This window comes from Streptomyces sp. DSM 116793, assembly GCF_057320905.1.
Map to the genome: position 1 here is coordinate 1,942,166 of NZ_CM170494.1, position 18,183 is coordinate 1,960,348.

An 18,183-nucleotide genomic window follows, 5' to 3' on the forward strand; every position below is an offset into this window, starting at 1 on the left:
TTCGGCAGGGGGTGCCCCTGGGGCGGTGCGATGGCCTGGCTTTTTGCGCAGTTCCCCGCGCCCCTTGGCGGGTGCCGCTTGATGACGGTCGTCGACTGCGGGTTTCGTCGTGGTTCTTCGCGCAGTTCCCCGCGCCCCTTTGGCGGGTGCCCCCTCAGGACAGTCGTCGGCTGCGGGTCTCGCCGTGGGCTTTCGCGCAGTTCCCCGCGCCCCTTTGGCGGGTGCCCCCTCAGGACAGTCGTCGGCTGCGGGTCTCGCCGTGGGCTTTCGCGCAGTTCCCCGCGCCCCTTTGGCGGGTGCCCCCTCAGGACGGTCATCGGCTGCGGGTCTCGCCGTGGGCTTTCGCGCAGTTCCCCGCGCCCCTCATCAGGTGCCCCCTCTTATCAGGTGTCCCCTCACAATCCGCGACGGGCTAGGGCGTTTCGTTTGGATCATCGGGCGGACCACAGGAAGATGCCTGCGATGTGGAGTCCGGCCAGGTAGATGGTCGCGGTCTTCTCGTAGCGGGTGGCGATGCCCCGCCACTGCTTGAGGCGGTTGATGCACCGCTCGACGGTGTTGCGCTGCTTGTATGTCTGCCGGTCGAAGGCCGGTGGCCTGCCGCCCCGGTTGCCTCGACGTAGCCGATGTCGTTGCTGGTCCGCCGGGATGGGAATCACTGCCCGGATGCCACGGTGACGAAGGTGATGGCGGATCGCGCGGGAGGAGTACGCCTTGTCCGCCAGGACCACGTCCGGCTTGGTGCGCGGCCGTCCACGGCGCCGGGGTACGCGCAGGCGGGCCATCACATCCATGAATGCGGGGGCGTCACCGGCCTGCCCGGCGGTGAGGACGAAGGCCAACGGTCGACAGTTGCCGTCGGCGGCGAGGTGGATCTTCGTGGTCAGCCCGCCGCGGGACCGTCCGATGGCATGGTCGTGCGGCTCGCCGGCCGGGGCCCCCTTTTGCGGGCCCCGGCTGCGTGCTGGTGAGCCCGCACGATCGTGGAGTCGACCGAGACGGCCCACTTCAAGTCCTCGTCTGCGTCGGCTTGGGCCATCAGGGCGATGAACACCCGCTCCCAGGTCCCATCGACGGCCCACATGCGCAGGCGGTTGTAGACGCCTCGCCAGTTGCCGTACCTCTCGGGCAGGTGGACCCACTGCGTTCCAGTCTGGAACCTGTAAGCGATCGCGTCGAGCACCTCACGGTGATCACGCCACCGGCCACCCCGCTGAGGCCTCCGATCCGGAAGTAACGGCTCGATCCGCGCCCACTGCGCATCAGTCAACGGCACACACGGACCAACGACTCACTGATCCAAACGAAACTGCCTAGGGGCGGTTGCCCTTGGGGTGGCCCGGTTGGTCGGGGGTGCCGTGTGGGGGTGGGCTGGTGGGCTGGGGGGACGTGGTGGGGGTGACCGGGGAGCCGGTCCTGTGGTGGTGGACCTCGGGGTGGGGCGCGGACGGGTCGCCCGGCGACGGCGTGCCGCCGCTCTCCAGCTGGCCGAGCCGCGCCCTGAGCACCTCCATCGCATGCACACGCCGCCCGTGCCGGGTCTCGTAGTCGAGCAGCTCCTGGACCTGTGCGGAGCTGAGCGGGCGAATGCGGCTCTCCAGAGCCGGGAGGGGCAGCTCGTCGTAGTCGGCGAGCGGCAGGGAGTGAGGGGTGTGGCCGGTGCCGCGGCTGTCCTCGCTCATGGATCGCTGTTCCTTCCCAATGCACCGTTGATCATTCCCGCCCCGGGTGCCCACCCAGACCAAGAAGAAACGAACACTCCCGGCAGCCCCCGCCAGGGGCGCGGGGAACTGCGCGACCGGCCACGACGATGACGGGCAGGCGATGACCGTCCTCAGGGCCCGCTTGACAAGGGGCGCGGGGAACTGCGCAAGACCACGACGCGACCCGCGGTCGACGATCGTCCTCAGGGGCGGCGGACAAGGGGCGCGGGGAACTGCGCGACCGGCCACCGCCGGACCCGCGGTCCGCGACGCTCCGAAGGGGCGCCCCGATCCCGAGGCACCCGGGCCGCCCGGGAAGGGCCGCGCGTGGGGGACTGTGAGCTGTTCTGCCTAACCGCCTGGTTGGCAGAACCACGCAGGGGTTACCCATGACCACGCGACGGAGCCGCAAGAGCAGGCGAGGGGCGAACGGGACGGAGGACGGCACATGCTGGTGCGGCGGCACGGAAAGAGCCCCCGGGCCCACACCCGCACCCTGACCGAGGCCCGCACCCGGACCCAGGCCGGGCCCCGGACCCAGGCCGGGTCCCGGGCCCATACCCGGGCCAGGAACGCCGCGGTCACCGGCTTCGAGGTCCTGGACCGCAGACTCCCCGCGGCGGAGGCCGGCGGCCTCCTGCGGAAGGCCTTCCCGGACCACTGGAGCTTCCTCCTCGGCGAACTCGCCCTCTACAGCTTCGCCGTCCTGATCCTGACCGGCATCTACCTCACGCTGTTCTTCGACCCGAGCATGCACGAGACCGTCTACCGCGGCAGCTACCTCCCGCTCCGCGGCCAGCTCGTGACGCAGGCGTACACGACGACGCTGCACATCTCCTTCGACATCCGCGGCGGACTGCTGATCCGCCAGATCCACCACTGGGCCGCGCTGGTGTTCCTCGCCGCGATCGGCGTCCACATGCTGCGGATCTTCTTCACGGGCGCCTTCCGCAGGCCCAGGGAGGGCAACTGGACCGTCGGCGTGGGGCTGTTCCTGCTCGCCCTGCTGGAGGGCTTCTGCGGCTACTCGCTCCCCGACGACCTGCTCTCCGGGACCGGCCTGCGCACCGCGTACACGATCGTCACCTCGATCCCGGTGGTGGGTACCTACCTGGGCTTCCTGGCCTGGGGCGGCGAGTTCCCCGGCCACATCATCATCCCGCGCCTGTACATCACCCATGTGCTGCTGGTGCCCGCGCTGCTGGTCGCGCTGATCACCGTGCACCTGATCCTGGTGGTGTACCTGAAGCACACGCAGTGGGCGTCCCGCGGCAGGACCAACAGGAACGTGGTGGGGATGCCGATGTTCCCGCAGTTCATGACCAGGTCCACGGGGCTCTTCATGATGGTGTTCGGGGTGCTCACGCTGCTGGCCGCGGTGGCCCAGATCAACCCGGTGTGGGCCTACGGCCCCTACGTCGCCGACCAGATCGCCACCGGGGCCCAGCCGGACTGGTACGTCGGCTTCCTGGAGGGCGCGCTGCGGCTGATGCCGCCCTGGGAGAACACGTTCGCCGGGCACACCCTGATGTGGAACGTCTTCATTCCCGCGGTGCTGCTGCCGGGGCTGCTCTTCACGGTGCTGTTCGCCTACCCGGTGTTCGAGAAGTGGGTCACCGGCGACGGCCTGGAGCACCACCTGTGCGACCGCCCCCGGGACCGTCCGGTGCGCACCGCCTTCGGCGTGGCGGGGGTCGTCTTCTACGCCGTCCTGCTCATGGCGGGCGGCAACGACGTCATCGCGTACTCGTTCAGGATCTCCGTCAACGCGCTGACCTGGATCTTCCGGATCAGCGTCGTCGTGGCGCCGGTCGTCGCCTTCGCCGTCACCAAGCGGCTCTGCCTGGCGCTCCAGGCCCATGAGCGGCGGGTGCTGTCGGAGGGCGTCGAGACCGGGTACGTGCGCCAGAACGTGTCCGGCGGCATCAGCGAGGACCACCGGCCGCCGGCCGGGGCGCTGCTGTACCGCTTCATGGTGCGCGAGCTGCCCCGGCCGCTGCCCCCGCCCGGCGCTGCGGCCCCGCGCCGCCGCCGGCTGCGGGCCGCCCTGAGCACCTGGTACTACCGCGACCGGGTGGAGCTGCCCGCCACGCCGGAGCAGCGCAGGCACGTGGACGACGCGCTGGCCGGGCCGGTCGGCGAGCAGAAGCCGTGACGGCGGCCCGCCGGGGCGGCACGCGCACGCCGGCTCACTCGAAGCGGTGCACGTACTGGAAGACCAGCCCCAGCACCCCGGCCACCAGCACCCCCATGCCGATCAGGAAGAGCCACAGGCCGTGGACCACGCCGAGCGCGGCGAGGCCCGCGCCGATGGCGGTCAGCAGCGGGTAGGCGCTCTGCGGCGGGAAGAAGTCGATCGGGCCCGCGCGGTCCGCGATCTCGGACTCCTTGGAGTCCTCCGGCCTGCTGCCCAGCCGCTGGTGGGTGCGTGCGAAGAAGAACGCCACCAGCGAGGCCATCAGGAACGAGACGATGAGCGCCGCGATGCCGGCGGGCTCCCTGGACCACCCCGCGTAGATGGCGCCGGTGACGAGGAAGAAGCCCGCCACGCCGCTGAAGAGGTACGCCTCGGCCTTCACTCGCCGAGACCTCCCCGTTCACCGTGCCACATCCCCCGCCACCGTTCGGTGTCGGGCGTGGGCCGCCCCGGGGTACGGGTCACCAGGACGGCGCCGACCTCCGGGTGGCGGAGGTCGAACGCGGGCGAGTCGGAGCGGATCGGCGGCAGCGCGTGGAAGTTGTGCCGGGGCGGCGGGCAGGACGTCGCCCACTCCAGCGACCGGCCGTAGCCCCACGGGTCGTCCACCGCCACCTTCGGCGACCTGGCCGTGCGCAGCACGTTGTAGACGAACGGCAGGGTGGACAGGCCGAGCACGAAGGAGCCGACGGACGAGACCGTGTTCAGGACGGTGAAGTGGTCCGCCGCGAGGTAGTCCGCGTAGCGCCGCGGCATGCCCTCCCCGCCGAGCCAGTGCTGGACGAGGAAGGTGGTCTGGAAGCCGGTGAACAGCGTCCAGAAGTGGATCTTCCCGAGCCGTTCGTCGAGCATCCGCCCCGTCCACTTGGGCCACCAGAAGTAGAAGCCGCCGAACATCGCGAAGACCACCGTGCCGAACAGCACGTAGTGCAGGTGGGCCACGATGAAGTACGAGTCGGTGACGTGGAAGTCCAGCGGCGGGGAGGCGATCAGGACGCCGCTGAGGCCACCGAGCAGGAAGGTCACGAGGAAGCCCACCGCCCACAGCATCGGCGTCTCGAACGACACGCTGCCCCGCCACATGGTGCCGACCCAGTTGAAGAACTTCACCCCGGTCGGCACCGCGATCAGGAACGACAGCAGCGAGAAGAACGGCAGCAGGACGGCGCCCGTGGCGAACATGTGGTGCGCCCAGACGCTGGCGGAGAGCATGGTGATGGCGATGGTGGCGCCGACCATGCCCACATAGCCGAAGATCGGCTTGCGGCTGAAGACCGGGATGATCTCCGTGATCACCCCGAAGAACGGCAGCGCGACGATGTAGACCTCCGGGTGGCCGAAGAACCAGAACAGGTGCTGCCACAGCACCGCCCCGCCGCTCGGCGCCTCGAAGATCTGCGCGCCGAACTTGCGGTCCGCCTCCAGCGCCAGCAGCGCCGCGGTCAGCACCGGGAAGGCCAGCAGGGCGAGGATGGCCGTGAAGAGGATGTTCCAGGTGAAGATCGGCATCCGGAACATCGTCATGCCGGGCGCCCGCAGGCACACGATGGTGGCGATGAAGTTCACGGACCCCAGGGTGGTGCTCAGGCCCGCGAGCACCAGCCCCATCGCCCACAGGTCGCCGCCCTGGCCCGGCTCGCGGACGGCGCTGTTGAGCGGTGCGTAGGCGAACCACCCGAAGGACGCCGCGCCGCCCGGCACCACGAAGCCCGAGACCACGATCACCGCGCCGAACAGGAAGAGCCAGTACGTGAGCGCGTTCAGCCGGGGGAACGCCACGTCGGGCGCGCCGATCTGCAGCGGCATCACGGCGTTGGCGAAGCCGGCGAACATGGGCGTGGCGAACAGCAGCATCATGATGGTGCCGTGGACGGTGAAGAGCTGGTTGTACCCGTCCGCGCTCACCACCTGCATGCCGGGGCGGGCCAGCTCCGCCCGCATCAGCATGGCGAGCACCCCGGCCAGCAGGAAGAAGCCGAACGCGGTCACCATGTACATGTTGCCGATGACCTTGTGGTCGGTGGTGACGAGATAGCCCAGCAGCCGGGTCCCGGTCCTGGTGCCGAGGTCGGCACGCGGCGGTGGGACCGGGCGCACCTCCTCCTGGTCGAGCTGCGTCATCCCACCTCCCGCGGCACGCCGATGCCGCATGTCCTTAGCCGCGCCGGACGGGACGCAAACGTGCGTTGGCCCATCCGGCCCCGCGTTCCCCCTTTTGGTGGTTGAAGGGACAACAGGAAAGTTGCGGGTCCCGGCGTGAAGATGGCTGGAGGGGGATGCGGGTGCCGCGGGGTGCGTGCGAGTGCGCGCGGCGCGTGGCCCATGTCAGGAATCGGGGCCGTGCAGTCCGGGCTCGCCGGGCTCAGCAGTCGTCTGGAGGGCCCGTGATGCTTCTGCCCGACAAGCCCAAGGTGGTCCGCACACTGCACCGCTACCACGTCTGGGAGCGGCGGCTGGTCGATGTGCCGTCCGATCCGGTGGTGCGCAGGCGGTTCGAGGACACGGCGTACACGCTGTGCATACTCATGGGCCGGCGGACGGCCCATGAGGCGGTACTGGCCGCGGAACACTACATCCGCTCCACCTGACTCCGGGGCTCCGAACCCGGAGTCAGCCGCGGCCTCGTCGTGCGCAAGCCCCGGCTTCCAACGGGCGCGCGTGCTTCCAACGGGCGCGTGTCCCGCGCCCTGCCGGGGCGCGGCCCCTGCCGGGGCGCGGCGTGTCAGATGCCTGCGGGGAAGCGGTCCCAGGCGCGGTGGGTGGCGAGGAGGGTGGTGAGGCGGTCGAAGACCTCCCCGGGGTCGTCGCCGGCCACCACACCGGGGGCCTCCGCGGAGACACCCGCCTCCCGGAGGACCCGCTCGGCCCCGCCGAACGCACCGATCGCCTTCTGGTGCCGGTACACCTCACCGAGCAGCAGCAGCACACGCGGATCGCTCGCCGCGCCGGCCGGCGTGGTCGGGTCCGCGGCCTTGACGTCCCGCTGCCCGTAGGCGTCCGCACCGGGCCCGGTGACCCCGGCCAGCAGCACCGCGTCGAACTCGACCGACCGCGCCGTGGCGAAGGTGCGCTGCACGGCGACCGGCTCCGTGCTGCCGTCCTGGAGCGTCCCGCCGGCCGGCGCGATCACCAGCGGCACCGTCTTCGCGTCCAGCGCCGCACGCCGCACCGACCGTACCGCGTCCAGGTCGCAGCCCTCGTCGGCGACGATGCCGATGACCCGCCCGTCGACCGGCCACTCGCCGCGCAGCTGCGAGAGCGCCGGGCTGGGCTGCACGTCGGCCAGCGGCCGGTCGGGGTCCGGCGCGGCGAGCCCGAGGCCGCGCGCCACGCCCTGGCAGAGCTGCGGGTCGATGTTGGCCAGCACCTGGAGGGCACGCTGCTTGATCGCCGTCTCGTAGCACTTGTTCAGCTCGAAGGTGTACGCGGCGATGGTGTGCTCGCGCTCGACCGGCGTCAGGCTGAGCCAGAACCGGCGCGGCTGGCTGAAGTGGTCGTCGAAGGAGGCCGGCGCCTCGCGTACCTTCTTCGCGGCGGGCAGGTCGAGGGGCACCTCGATGTACGCGGCCTCGTCGCGGCCCGCGAGGAACGGGCACCCGCCGTCCAGCGAGTTCGGCCGGTACGGCGCCACCCCGCGGTGCACGGCGGTCTGGTGCATGCCGTCCCGCAGCATGTCGTTGACGGGGGCGTGCGGGCGGTTGATCGGGATCTGGGCGAAGTTCGGGCCGCCCAGCCGGGTGATCTGGGTGTCGATGTACGAGAAGAGCCGTCCGGCGAGCAGCGGGTCGTCGGTGATGTCGATGCCGGGCACGAGGTGGCCGGGGTGGAAGGCGACCTGCTCCGTCTCGTCGAAGAAGTTCGACGGGTTGGCGTTCAGGGTGAGCCGCCCGATCGGCTGCACGGGGGCCAGCTCCTCGGGGACGATGTTGGTGGGGTCGAGCAGGTCGATGCCCTCGAAGACCTGTTCCTCGTTGTCGGGGAAGGTCTGCACCCCCAGCTCCCACTCCGGGAAGGCGCCGGCCTCGATGGCGTCGGCCAGGTCACGCCGGTGGAAGTCGGGGTCCATGCCGCCTATGATCTGCGCCTCCTCCCACACCAGGGAGTGCACGCCGAGCGCCGGCTTCCAGTGGAACTTCACCAGGGTGGTCTCGTCCCGCGCGTTCACCATCCGGAAGGTGTGCACGCCGAAGCCCTCCATCATCCGGAAGGAGCGGGCGATGCCGCGGTCCGACATGTTCCAGAGGGTGTGGTGGGTGGCCTCGGTGTGCAGGGTGACGAAGTCCCAGAAGGTGTCGTGGGCGCTCTGGGCCTGCGGTATCTCCCGGTCGGGGTGCGGCTTGCCGGCGTGGATGACGTCGGGGAACTTGATGGCGTCCTGGATGAAGAACACCGGGATGTTGTTGCCGACCAGGTCGAAGACGCCCTCGCTGGTGTAGAACTTCGTGGCGAAGCCGCGGGTGTCCCGCACGGTGTCCGCGGAGCCGCGCGAGCCGAGCACCGTGGAGAACCGGACGAAGACGGGGGTCTCCACGTCCGTGCCGAGGAACGCGGCCCTGCTGATCCCCTCGGCGGTGCCGTAGCCGCGGAAGACGCCGTGCGCCGCGGCGCCGCGGGCGTGCACCACCCGCTCGGGGATGCGCTCGTGGTCGAAGTGGGTGATCTTCTCCCGCAGGTGGTGGTCCTGGAGCAGCACGGGGCCCCGCCGGCCCGCCTTGAGCGAGTGGTCGGTGTCGTACAGCCGGTTGCCCTGGGCGGTGGTGAGGTACGCGTTCGACTGGGCGATGCGGCCCTGGTCCACGCCGGTGGGCTGTCCGGTGGGGCTGTAGACGTCGGGCCCGCTCTGGTCGTGTTTGGGCGGCAGCGGCTCGCGGGGCGTGGTGGGCTCGGCGACCGGCGGGGTGAGGGGGCTCGGCTTGCCGGGGATCTCGTCGCCGGAGGCGGCCTTCTTGGGGTCCTTGCTGTCGTTCATCGCTCCTCCGTAGCTGGGCGCGTCCCGCGGAACGGGGGGGTGGGCGGGGCGGCGAGGCGGCTCCGGGTGGGCCGCGGGACTGCGGACGGCCCTCAAGGGGCCGCCCGGGCGGCGCGCGTCCGCCGGGGCGGACGGATGCGGCGCCGAGTACCCCCGCCTCCTCCGGTCAAAGCCCCGTTCACTCGGCCCGGACCCGGACGGTGTCCAGCCGGGGGTCCTGTGGGTCCGGGAGGTTCATGCCGGCCCTGACGCCGGTGCGCAGATACCGCAGGACGGGTTCGGTCAGGCGTTCGCCGGGCAGGACGACGGGGATACCCGGCGGGTACGGTGTGATCATCTCCGCGGCGATCCGGCCGGCCGCCTCGGCCACCGGCACGTCCTCGGTGCGGCCGAAGTACGCCTCGCGCGGCGGGCAGCTCTGGTCGAGCCGGAGCTCGTGGGGCTCGGGCACCGCCACCCGGACCGGCGGGTCGAAGCCGTCGGCCGCCCGCGCCAGGTCCTTCAGCGCGGACAGCAGTGTCTGGCCGGTCCGCTCGTCGTCGGCGTGGGTGAGCTGGGTGTTGATCCTGCGGTGGTCCGAGATGTGCACGTCGACGTGGTGCCGCTCACGCAGCCAGTCGGCCGCCTGGTACCCGGTCACGCCGAGGTCGGCGACGTCGATCACCACGGGCAGCGGGTCGAGGTCGTGGGCGAGCCCGGGGCCGCAGAAGTCCGCCCTGCCGTGCACGTGCAGGCCGTCGATGTCCTCGATGGCGGCCCGTACCGTGTCGGCCAGGTCGAGCGCCCGGCTGAGCAGGGCGTGCCCGTGCTGCACCATCTGGCGCCGCCAGCCGTCGAGCCCGGCGAAGAGCAGCACGGAGGGGCTGGTGGTGCCCAGCAGGTCGGCACGGGCCTTCAGCGTGCCGGCGCCGATGAGGTCGCCGCGCAGGTGGAAGACGGAGCCCTGCTCCAGGCCGCTGCCCATCTTGTGGATGCTGGTGACGCAGACGTCGGCGCCGGCGTCCATGGCCCAGCTCGGCAGGTCGGGGTGGAAGGGCAGGTGGGCGCCCCACGCCTCGTCCACGATCAGGGGGCGGCCGCGGCGGTGGCAGATGTCGGCGATGGCCGTGAGGTCGGCGCAGGTGCCGTACGGGGTGGGGCTGGTGACCAGTGCGCCCTTGGCGTCCGGGTGCCGGGCGAAGGCCTCCTCGAAGGCCTCCGCCGACGGCGGGTGGGCGAGCCGGCGCCCGGCGTCCCACTGGGGTTCCACCCACACCGGCCGGATGCCGGACAGGATGAGTCCGGCGGCGACCGACTTGTGGGCGTCCCTGCCGATCAGCAGTTCCTCGCCAGAGGCCGCGACGGCCAGCATGGCGGCCTTCACCGACAGCGAGCTGCCGCAGGTGGAGAAGAAGGTGTGCTCGGCGTGTACGGCGTCCGCCATCAGGTCCTCGGCGCGCTCCAGCACCCGGCCGCGCTCCCGCCGGTCGTCGAGGCCCCCGATCGCCAGCACGTCGTTCTGGAACACCGCGTCGCCCAGCACCTCGCGCACCCGGGGGTCGGCCCCTCTGGCCTGCTTGTGCCCCGGCGGCGCGAAGGACACCTCACCGGACCGGCGGTAAGCGACCAGGGCTTCCAGGACGGGCGCGCGACTGTGGTCGAGTGCGTTCATGGCTCCAGGGGAGGGGTTGGGGGACGGACTGAGGGAGGGGTTGAGGACGGATCGGGGAGCGGGTCGGCGACGGGTCTCCAGGGATCCGGCCGGGTTCCCCGACCCGGTACTTTCACACCGGCCCGCCTCGGGGGCCGCCCCGGAGGGCGCAGGAGGACGGCCACGGAAGGGACCCGGGGCGACGGCCACGGAAGCGGCGCGGGGCCGTACTGACACGCCGCTCCACCGCGTGGGCCGGACCGGCCGCAACAGGCCGGCACGCCACCCACGTCCCAAGGAGGCACCGCGCCCGATGATGAGGCCGGTGAACCGCGCGGACAACGACGACGGACCCGCAGACCCGCACATCGGACCCGCACACGGCCACCGCGCCGGCAGGCAGCCCGTGCCGCCGCCGGCCACCGGCCGGCCTCTCACCGCCGCGGCAGCAACGGCCCGAGCGGACCGAGATCCAGGTTGAGGTCCTCGGGCCGCAGACCGTACCGCTCCCGCAGCTCCCCCATCCGCTCGTCGAGCAGCATCAGCGTCAGCCCGATCCGCTCCTCCTGGTCCTCGGTGAGGTCCCCGGCGTCCACACGGCGCAGCGCCTGCCGCTCCATCAGCTGGCGGAGCAGCTCGACGACGGTCAGCACCAGCTTGACCAGGTCGCGCTCCACGGTGTCGGGATCGAGCGAGATCCTGTTCCGGCCGCGAGCCGCGGGTTCCCGTCCGGAGCCCGCGGGTTCCCCGACAGGATCCGCCGGCTCCCGGCCGGGCACGGGCTCCGTCACGAGATCACCGCCTGCCGATCATGCGGCTCCCGACCCGGCGCACCCTGCTCGGGCTGCCCCTGCTCGGGCCAGGGCGCGGGGACCTGCGCCCGTACCGCGCTGATCAGTGCGTTGAGGTCGATCCGCACGAGGTCGACGTCGGCGATCCGCAGGGTGAGATTGCCGGTGACGACGACGCCGCCGGCCAGCAGCCGGTCGAGCAGGTCGACGAGGGCCACCTCGCGGTACCGGGGTTCCGGCTCCGTCATCGCCGCTCCGTCCCGACCCGGGCCGCGCGCGGTCCGGGCACTCCGGCACCGTCGGCACCGCCCGCCGCACCGCCCACGGCACCGCCCGCCGCACCGCCCACGGCACCACCGCCCACGGCACCGCCCGCCGCACCGGCGTCCGTGCCGCTGAACGAGTACGCCGCCCACGGCCCCGTCAGCTCGACCCGCAGACCCGGCGCGCCGTCCCCGGCGCGCCGCACGGCCGCGGCGAACTCCTCGGCGCGGTCCCGGTCGACGAGATAGGCGGCGTTGAGGACGTTGCGCCCCGGCGCCCCGGACAGCTCGGCACGCTGTGGCCGGTGCAGCCGCTCGGCGGCGGCACACGGCGCGAGGGCCCCCCGCAGGCGGGCGGCGAACTCCTCCGCGCGCTGCCACGACCGCTCCCGGCCGGCCTGCTCGTTGCGCCGCCTGCGCAGGTAGTCACGGCCGCTCGCAGCCCGGCCCGCACCACCGCCCTGAGCACCGGTACCGTCCGCGGGGCCGTCGTCCGCCGCCGGCTCGGTGTACACCTTCACGCCCCACTCCACCCGTCCTTCGAGCACCTCCAGCAGCTCCCTCAGGTCGTCGTACCGGGTGCGGAGCATCTCGCGCACCCCCTGCTCGCCGTGGAAGACGGTGGCAAGCCTGAGCGGCAGCGGGCTGGTCACGCGGGTGAGCGCGGCGACCACGCGGTCGTGGCCGCGGGCGGTGGCGGCGAGCCAGTCCAGGTCCTCCAGACGGGTCCGCAGGCCCGCCTCGGAGAAGTCGTCCTCGGGCACCTCCGAGGCCACCGCGACGAGGTCCCCGTGCTGCACCGGACGCGGCGGCGCCCCGGCGACCCCGGTGAGCCCGGCATCCAGCGGGGCGCCGAACGGACGGCAGACGGCGTACGCGTACCACAGGCCGCTCATCGCCTCCCCTCCTTCGCCGCCGTGCCGCTCTCCCGGCCCGGGCCCCGGCCCCGCACGGCCTGCGCGGCCGGGCCGACGCCCGCGTTCTCCACGGCCCCCCGGTCCCGGCCGCCGTCCGTGTCCCCGGGGGCGGCACCGGCGGACCGGAGGGCGCCCGCGTGGTGTTCCAGTTCGTCGATGCGGGCCCTCAGCTCGGCGTTCTCCGCGGCCAGGTCCCGGTCCCCGACCCCGTCCCGGTGCCGGTCGCGGTCACCGTCGCGGGCGCGGGACGACAGGGCCGGATCGTGCTCCCACCAGTCGATGCCCATCTCCTTCGCCTTGTCGACGGAGGCGACCACCAGCCGCAGCTTGATGGTGAGCAGTTCGATGTCGAGCAGGTTGATCCGGATGTCGCCCGCGATCACGATCCCGGTGTCGAGCACCCGTTCCAGGATGTCGGCGAGGTTGGAGCCCGCACCGGCTCCGTACGGTTCGGGAAGCGTCTGCGCCATGGTCATCGGCGGCCCCGGCCCTGTGCGGCGGGAGCACGGCGGGACCCGGCACGCTCGTCCTCGTCCGCCCCGGCCTCCTCGTACTCGTCGGCCTCCTCGCCCGCGCCGCTCTCCTCGTCCTCGTACGGCTCCTCCTCGTCGTCGGCCGCCTCGGCGTCCTCCGGCTCCTGCTGCTCGTAGCCGTAGTCCGTCTCGTCCTCGTACTCCTCGGCCGGCTGCTCCTCGGCGGCCTCCGCGGACTCCCGGCCCTCCGCGGACTCCCGGCCCTCCTCGGACTCCCGGCCCTCCTCGGAGGACCCTTCCTCCTCCTCCGCGAGGGCGTCCTCGTGGCTGCGCACCACCTCGCCGTCGCTGATCTCGCCGCGCCAGGCGCCGCTCGCCTCGCCGTTCATGCTGATGAACCGGGCGAAGTTCTTGAAGTCGAGCCGGGCCCTGCGGCCCTGGGCGCGCCAGAGGTTGCCGGTCTTCTCGACGAAGCCGACCGGGTAGTACTCCATGATCAGCAGGAGCCTGGTCAGGTTGGGCCCCAGCTCATGGAAGGTGATCACGCCCTTGGTGATGCCCTGCTTGGCCTCCGAGGTCCAGGCGATCCGCTCGTCCGGACGCTGCTCGGTGGTCGTGGCCTTGTAGGAGCGGTGGGAGAGGAAGATCTTGAACTGCCAGTCGGACTCGACGTCCTCCGAGACGTTCACGTCCTGGACGCCCTTGGCGAAGCCGCTGAACTCCTGGTACTGCGTCCACTGGTCGTACGCCGTGCGCAGCGGCACGCCCACATCCAGGGACTCCAGGATCACCGTCGGCTTGCCCTTGGCCTTCCGCTCCTTCTTGCCGCCCTCGCCGTCCTTGCCGCCGCCCGGGAGCACGCCCTTGACGGTGTCCTTGAGGCCGCCGCCGAGACCGGTGACGGCGCCCAGCGGGCCCTTGCCGCCGACGAGCTTCTTGCCGCCCTCCATGGCGAGCTTGCCGAGGCCGGGGCCGTTGCCCTCGGCCATGTCGGTCAGCCGGGCGGTGCTCTTGCCGAGCTTGTGCCCGACGCCGGTGAGCATGCGTTCGGCCTGTGCGCCCAGGTAGTCCCTGGCCTCCGACTTGAGACGGTCGACCGCCGGGCTCGCAGCGATCGAGCCGAGGCCTGATGTGGCCTGCTGCGTCTTGGACCGGGTGTCAGCCACGGTCACCGCCTCCCTTCACCACGTGCGGGCGAGCGCCGTGCGGTGCGGGCCGGCGCCGCCTTCTTCGCGGGCGGCACATGCCCGCGTGAGTGCCCCGCGGCCCGCCTGTCCGGGGTCTTCCCAGTGGGTGCCCTGCCCGCCGGGGCCTTCTTCGCCGCCTTCTTGGCGGGCGCCTTTCCGGCGGGTGGCCGCTTCGCGGCCGGCCTCTTGGCAGGGGCCTTCTTGACGGGTGCCCTCCCGGTCGGCCGTGATTCACGGGCCTCCTCGGCCGGTGGCTCCTCGCCCGTGTCCTCGGCCTCGGCCTCGCCGGTCTCCGGAGCCTCCTCGCCCTCCTCCGGCCCGGCCTCGCCCTCGCCGGTCTCCGGCGCCTCTTCCTCACCCCCGCCGGGCTCGGGTCCGCCGCCCGCCATCCGTTCCCGCACCCCCGCGGTACGGGACTGCAACCGGTCGGCCAGACCCTCGATGCGCCGCTCGATCAGGGCGCCCGTGGCGGCCTGCCCGACGCCCTTCAGCTCGCCGCGGACCTGGTCGCCGAGCTCCTTGAGCTGTGGATTGCTCCGCATCTGGTCGGCGACGACGCCCTTGAGTGCTGCCGGGCTCATCGGCAGCCGCCGGCCGGCCGCCATCGCCCCCAGCACGAGCGCCAGCTTCATCTTCTTCGTCCGCCCGAGCAGGTATCCGGCCCCTACAGCGAGGCCCGTGGTCGTCCGCTTCATCGTTCTCATCCGCCTTCCACCTGTCGTGGGGCCGCCTCCACCTGTGGTGAAGCCGTCGATCGGGTCCAGGCGCCGGTGTCGCCGCCCCACGGTGCGCCGGCGGCGCCGCGGGACTGCTCCAGCCGGTCCAGAAGCTCGTCCTCCAGACGGTCGAACTCCTCCTCGTCGATCTCACCGGCCGCCAGCCGCTCCTCCAGCCGGCCGAGCTCGGCGACGACGGCCGCCGGGTCGCCGTACTGGCGCTCGGCCTCGGCCAGCACCTGCCGCATCACCCAGGCGCTGCCGCGCACCGGCGCGAGCGGAAGCAGGAGAACCTCGCCGAGCAGTCCCATGGCGTCACTCCGCGGGCAGGCTCTGGGAGGCGCCCGGCACCGCGGGCCTGGCGGGTCCCGGCTCGACGAAGCTGTACGGGGGCAGCGGGCCGTTCAGGCGCAGCTCCAGGTGCGGACGGTCGGCGCGCAGCCGGTCGACGGCGGAGGTGAAGTCCTCCGTCTTCGCCCTGTCCACCAGGAAGGAGACGTTCGCCACCCAGGACGCCGAGTCGGGGCCCGCGGCCACCGACGCGGCCACCGGCTCCAGTGCCCGGTACAGCTCCCCGGCGTCCTCCGCCTCCTGCGCCTTGACGGCGGCCACCACCAGCTCGCCCAGTCGCAGCCGCTGCCGGTAGTTGCCACCGCCGGCCGCGTTGTTGGCGTCGCTGAGGTCCCTGATGTCCTGCCGCCGCGTCATCACGTGGCGCAGCACCGCTTCCTCGCGGTGGACGGCCTTCAGGTTGTACTCGACCTTCCCGGCCAGCGACCGGAGCCGTTCGTGGAAGTGCTCGCCGCGCTCGGCCAGCACGCCCCGCACCGACGCGTCGTCGGGGGCGACGCTGCCGAACCGCATCGGCAGCACCGGGCCGTCCGCCTCCGCCCGGTACAGCACCCGCTGGTGGGCCATCAGGTCCCGGCGCTTGGGCCGCAGTCCCTCGGGGGCGTCGCTGACGACCGCGGTGAGGCCGTTCTCGGCGACGGTGCGCACCGGGCGGGCGGGCTCACCGACGCCCGTGATGCCGTCCGGCAGGCCGGGGTGGGAGCGGTCTGCGATGCCGTAGACGTACGTGCTCATGTCCGCTCACTCCTCGTCGTCCGAGCCCGGCGTCCTGGACCTGGCGCCACTCGCGGCCTTCTTGCGGGGCGCCGGCGACGCCTTGCGGCTGCGCCTCGGCTCCTCGTCGTCCTCGTCCCGGCCCTGCTGGAACGCCTGAGAAATCGTTTCTGCCGCGCCGGAGAGCACACCCTTCGACTTGCCGCGCGCACCGGACTCGGTGACCTGGCCCACCATGTCCGGCAGGCCCGGGCTGCTGTGCGGGCCTGCCTCCAGGTCCAGGCGGTTGCACGCCTCGGCGAAGCGGAGGTAGGTGTCGACGCTGGCCACCACGACGCGCGCGTCGATCTTGAGGATCTCGATGCCGACCAGGGAGACCCGGACGAAGGCGTCGATGACCAGTCCTCGGTCGAGTACCAGTTCCAGGACGTCGTACAGTCCGCTGCTGCCTGAGCCTCGTGTCTGCTGTGCGGGGATCGCGGTGGTCATGCGACCGCTCCTCCTTGGGGTTCGCGTCGTGGTTGCCGGCTTGTGGTCGCCGGTTTCTTGTGGTTGCCGGCCTGTGGTCGCCGTGGTGCGGCTGCGGTGGGGCTGTTCGCCCGTGGGTGCCGCGTGCGGCCTTGTGCCGGGGTTGCCGTGGTGCGGTTGTCGCGGTGCGGTCCTGCCTTGCGGTTGTCGCGGTGCGGTCCTGCCTTGCGGTTGTCGCGGTGCGGTCTTGCCTAGCGGTTGTCGCGGCACGGTCTTTCCGTCGTGGTTTCCGCGTCGCGGTCGGCCGCCCGTGCTTCGCGCGCCGGCGTGTGTCCGGCTGCCTGCCGCCTGCGCGTGCGCTCGCCCGCTTGCGCGGGTGCGTCCCGGTCGTCCGGTCCGTCCGGTCTGTTGTTTCGTGTGTCGCGCCTCTGAGCCGGTGCTTGGCGTGCTCGGCGCCGCGGGTCAGCCGCGCTGCTGCGGATCGGCCCGGCCCCGCTCGTAACGGCGGACGCGCCGGTAGCCGGTGAGCTCGCCGTCCTCGTCCACCTGGACCTCGTAGCTGCCCAGCAGGCTCATCGTGTCCGGGATCCTGGCCAGCTCCAGGACCTCCACCTGGAGCGTCCAGCCGTCGTCGGAACGCTGGAAGGACGACACGGACTCGACGGTCATGCCGGTGAGCTCGGCGAGCTGGGCACGGGCGCCGTGCTGGATCCGCATCAGGCCCGGCCGTTTCCTCGCACCGTTCTCGGGCGGTTGCTCGTCTGTCACGTCGTTGTTCTCTTCGGTTGTGCCGTGGTGGTTGCTGTCAGGCATGGCGCCACCTCGCGGATTCGGGTGACCCGGGAGGGCCTTGGCCAAACCTTTGGCACGACGGGTGAGGGTGCCGCGGCTCGCCGTGCGCGGCGGGATTCGGCCAGCGGCCGGGCTTGTGGCGGGTGTCCGGTACGGCGTGCCCTGACGGGTGCGGTTCCGTCGATGTCGCGTACAGTTCGATCTGCCGGCGGCACCCGCACGGCGCGGCCCGGCCTGCGGTGTACCGCCTTGGCCTGTGCCGTGGCCCCCGGAGCCTTCGTGCCGTGCCGGCACCCCACTCGTCGACCTCGCTTCCGGGACAGGAAGAGGGCATGCCCATGAACAAACCGCTCCCGGACGGGCTCTACGTCCTGGTGCACACCGCCTCCGGAAAGGTGCTCGACGTGCCCGGCGGCGGCCGGGACAACGGCGCACCGGTGTCGGTATGGCAGCGGCTCGGCCCGCAGGGCAGCCTGGGCCAGCAGTGGGCGGTGGCGTTCGACCCGGCTCACGGCGCGTACACCGTCCGCCGGCCGGACACCGAGAAGTTCCTCGATGTCGCCGGCGGCAGCAGGGAGAGCGGCGCCGCGGTCCAGGTCTGGGAGTGCACCCGCACGGACGCCCAGCGGTGGCGGTTCGAGCCGCGGGGCGAGGACGGGCGGTTCGCGGTGGTCAACGCCGGCTCGGGGCTGCTGCTGAGCGTTGCCGGGGGCGGCGAGGAGGACGGTGCGGCGGTTCAGCTGAGGCCGGAGGTTTCCGGCGCCTCTGACTCTGGTCCTGGCCCCGGCTCTGGCTCTGGCTCTGGCTCTGGCCAGCGGTGGGAGCCGGTCGCGGTCGGCTGACGCGCCCCACGACCGGCCGGTGGTCCGGACACGACCGAGGCTGCCCCCTTGGGACGGTGAGGCCGTGCCGGTGGCCCGGAAGCGGCAGAGACCGCCGGCTTCGGACGGTGACGACCTGACGGGCACGTCGCGGCTGGTCGCGCCGTGCCCCGCGCCCCTTTCCGGGGCGC

Annotated in this window: 17 protein-coding genes and 2 pseudogenes; 3 read left to right on the forward strand and 16 right to left on the reverse strand. The window is 72.4% G+C overall.

Annotated features, from left to right (window positions below; all coding sequences use genetic code 11):
* Positions 1–431: 431 nt before the first annotated feature.
* Positions 432–1,276: pseudogene (locus tag ACSMXW_RS08120) on the reverse strand (IS5 family transposase).
* Between the two features lie 37 nt (positions 1,277–1,313).
* A complete protein-coding gene (locus tag ACSMXW_RS08125; RefSeq protein ID WP_485804792.1) occupies positions 1,314–1,682 on the reverse strand; it encodes a DUF8129 domain-containing protein in 369 nt (122 codons plus the stop codon).
* A 469-nt stretch (positions 1,683–2,151) separates the two neighbouring features.
* Here ACSMXW_RS08125 and qcrB point away from each other — a divergent pair, with 469 nt between their 5' ends.
* Positions 2,152–3,858: a cytochrome bc1 complex cytochrome b subunit gene (gene qcrB, locus ACSMXW_RS08130; RefSeq protein ID WP_485804793.1), complete on the forward strand. Its 1,707-nt coding sequence runs from the start codon at positions 2,152–2,154 to the stop codon at positions 3,856–3,858.
* 34 nt (positions 3,859–3,892) lie between these two features.
* Here qcrB and ACSMXW_RS08135 read toward each other — a convergent pair whose 3' ends face one another.
* Positions 3,893–4,282 (reverse strand): cytochrome c oxidase subunit 4, encoded by a 390-nt coding sequence (locus ACSMXW_RS08135; protein WP_485804794.1) that lies wholly within the window; start codon positions 4,280–4,282, stop codon positions 3,893–3,895.
* Positions 4,279–6,021: an aa3-type cytochrome oxidase subunit I gene (gene ctaD / locus ACSMXW_RS08140; protein ID WP_485804795.1), complete on the reverse strand. Its 1,743-nt coding sequence runs from the start codon at positions 6,019–6,021 to the stop codon at positions 4,279–4,281. The genes ACSMXW_RS08135 and ctaD overlap by 4 nt, the downstream gene beginning before the upstream one ends.
* A gap of 266 nt (positions 6,022–6,287) precedes the next feature.
* Here ctaD and ACSMXW_RS08145 point away from each other — a divergent pair, with 266 nt between their 5' ends.
* Entirely contained in the window at positions 6,288–6,488 is a 201-nt protein-coding gene (locus ACSMXW_RS08145; protein WP_485807892.1) for a DUF5133 domain-containing protein, read from the forward strand.
* A 134-nt stretch (positions 6,489–6,622) separates the two neighbouring features.
* Here the strand turns inward: ACSMXW_RS08145 and ACSMXW_RS08150 are convergent, their stop codons facing one another.
* The 12 genes and pseudogenes from ACSMXW_RS08150 to ACSMXW_RS08205 all read right to left on the reverse strand — a co-directional run bounded on the left by ACSMXW_RS08150 (position 6,623) and on the right by ACSMXW_RS08205 (position 17,192).
* Positions 6,623–8,869 carry a catalase gene (locus ACSMXW_RS08150; protein WP_485804796.1) on the reverse strand — a complete coding sequence of 749 codons (2,247 nt, stop codon included), beginning with the start codon at positions 8,867–8,869 and terminating at the stop codon, positions 6,623–6,625.
* Positions 8,870–9,047: 178 nt separating this feature from the next.
* Complete coding sequence (locus ACSMXW_RS08155; RefSeq protein WP_485804797.1) at positions 9,048–10,520, reverse strand: aminotransferase class I/II-fold pyridoxal phosphate-dependent enzyme; 1,473 nt, start codon at positions 10,518–10,520, stop codon at positions 9,048–9,050.
* Positions 10,521–10,933: 413 nt separating this feature from the next.
* Positions 10,934–11,197: a gas vesicle protein K gene (locus ACSMXW_RS08160; RefSeq protein ID WP_485807893.1), complete on the reverse strand. Its 264-nt coding sequence runs from the start codon at positions 11,195–11,197 to the stop codon at positions 10,934–10,936.
* Between the two features lie 89 nt (positions 11,198–11,286).
* Positions 11,287–11,538, reverse strand: a complete 252-nt coding sequence (locus ACSMXW_RS08165; RefSeq protein ID WP_485804798.1) for a gas vesicle protein — start codon at positions 11,536–11,538, stop codon at positions 11,287–11,289.
* Positions 11,535–12,449, reverse strand: coding sequence for a GvpL/GvpF family gas vesicle protein (locus tag ACSMXW_RS08170; protein ID WP_485804799.1), 915 nt, complete (start codon positions 12,447–12,449; stop codon positions 11,535–11,537). Before ACSMXW_RS08170 ends, ACSMXW_RS08165 begins: the two co-directional genes overlap by 4 nt.
* Positions 12,450–12,613: 164 nt before the next feature.
* Positions 12,614–12,946, reverse strand: a pseudogene (gvpJ, locus tag ACSMXW_RS08175) (gas vesicle protein GvpJ); the annotation flags it as partial.
* On the reverse strand, positions 12,943–14,109 hold the full coding sequence (locus ACSMXW_RS08180) for an SRPBCC family protein (protein WP_485804800.1): 1,167 nt from the start codon (positions 14,107–14,109) through the stop codon (positions 12,943–12,945). The pseudogene gvpJ and the gene ACSMXW_RS08180, both read right to left, overlap by 4 nt.
* A gap of 2 nt (positions 14,110–14,111) precedes the next feature.
* Positions 14,112–14,834 carry a DNA primase gene (locus ACSMXW_RS08185; RefSeq protein WP_485804801.1) on the reverse strand — a complete coding sequence of 241 codons (723 nt, stop codon included), beginning with the start codon at positions 14,832–14,834 and terminating at the stop codon, positions 14,112–14,114.
* The gene (locus ACSMXW_RS08190) at positions 14,831–15,157 is read right to left on the reverse strand and encodes a gas vesicle protein GvpG (protein ID WP_485804802.1); all 327 of its coding nucleotides are present in this window, start codon (positions 15,155–15,157) and stop codon (positions 14,831–14,833) included. Before ACSMXW_RS08190 ends, ACSMXW_RS08185 begins: the two co-directional genes overlap by 4 nt.
* Positions 15,158–15,161: 4 nt before the next feature.
* Positions 15,162–15,932, reverse strand: coding sequence for a GvpL/GvpF family gas vesicle protein (locus ACSMXW_RS08195; protein WP_485804803.1), 771 nt, complete (start codon positions 15,930–15,932; stop codon positions 15,162–15,164).
* A gap of 6 nt (positions 15,933–15,938) precedes the next feature.
* Positions 15,939–16,400, reverse strand: a complete 462-nt coding sequence (locus ACSMXW_RS08200) for a gas vesicle structural protein GvpA (RefSeq protein WP_485804804.1) — start codon at positions 16,398–16,400, stop codon at positions 15,939–15,941.
* A gap of 441 nt (positions 16,401–16,841) precedes the next feature.
* Entirely contained in the window at positions 16,842–17,192 is a 351-nt protein-coding gene (locus ACSMXW_RS08205; RefSeq protein WP_485804805.1) for a gas vesicle protein GvpO, read from the reverse strand.
* 311 nt (positions 17,193–17,503) lie between these two features.
* On the opposite strand from ACSMXW_RS08205, the gene ACSMXW_RS08210 reads away from it, so the two are divergent.
* Positions 17,504–18,013 (forward strand): RICIN domain-containing protein, encoded by a 510-nt coding sequence (locus tag ACSMXW_RS08210; protein ID WP_485804806.1) that lies wholly within the window; start codon positions 17,504–17,506, stop codon positions 18,011–18,013.
* Positions 18,014–18,183 lie beyond the last annotated feature (170 nt).

Bases quoted from the DNA above. Each gene is read 5' to 3' on its own strand.
- ACSMXW_RS08210 (WP_485804806.1), top strand. From the start codon at position 17,504: ATGCCCATGAACAAACCGCTCCCGGACGGGCTCTACGTCCTGGTGCAC.
- ACSMXW_RS08155 (WP_485804797.1), bottom strand. From the start codon at position 10,520: ATGAACGCACTCGACCACAGTCGCGCGCCCGTCCTGGAAGCCCTGGTC.
- ACSMXW_RS08200 (WP_485804804.1), bottom strand. From the start codon at position 16,400: ATGACCACCGCGATCCCCGCACAGCAGACACGAGGCTCAGGCAGCAGC.
- ACSMXW_RS08170 (WP_485804799.1), bottom strand. From the start codon at position 12,449: ATGAGCGGCCTGTGGTACGCGTACGCCGTCTGCCGTCCGTTCGGCGCC.
- ACSMXW_RS08150 (WP_485804796.1), bottom strand. From the start codon at position 8,869: ATGAACGACAGCAAGGACCCCAAGAAGGCCGCCTCCGGCGACGAGATC.
- ACSMXW_RS08190 (WP_485804802.1), bottom strand. From the start codon at position 15,157: ATGGGACTGCTCGGCGAGGTTCTCCTGCTTCCGCTCGCGCCGGTGCGC.
- ACSMXW_RS08205 (WP_485804805.1), bottom strand. From the start codon at position 17,192: ATGCCTGACAGCAACCACCACGGCACAACCGAAGAGAACAACGACGTG.
- ACSMXW_RS08185 (WP_485804801.1), bottom strand. From the start codon at position 14,834: ATGAGAACGATGAAGCGGACGACCACGGGCCTCGCTGTAGGGGCCGGA.
- qcrB (WP_485804793.1), top strand. From the start codon at position 2,152: ATGCTGGTGCGGCGGCACGGAAAGAGCCCCCGGGCCCACACCCGCACC.
- ACSMXW_RS08165 (WP_485804798.1), bottom strand. From the start codon at position 11,538: ATGACGGAGCCGGAACCCCGGTACCGCGAGGTGGCCCTCGTCGACCTG.
- ACSMXW_RS08125 (WP_485804792.1), bottom strand. From the start codon at position 1,682: ATGAGCGAGGACAGCCGCGGCACCGGCCACACCCCTCACTCCCTGCCG.
- ctaD (WP_485804795.1), bottom strand. From the start codon at position 6,021: ATGACGCAGCTCGACCAGGAGGAGGTGCGCCCGGTCCCACCGCCGCGT.
- ACSMXW_RS08195 (WP_485804803.1), bottom strand. From the start codon at position 15,932: ATGAGCACGTACGTCTACGGCATCGCAGACCGCTCCCACCCCGGCCTG.
- ACSMXW_RS08145 (WP_485807892.1), top strand. From the start codon at position 6,288: ATGCTTCTGCCCGACAAGCCCAAGGTGGTCCGCACACTGCACCGCTAC.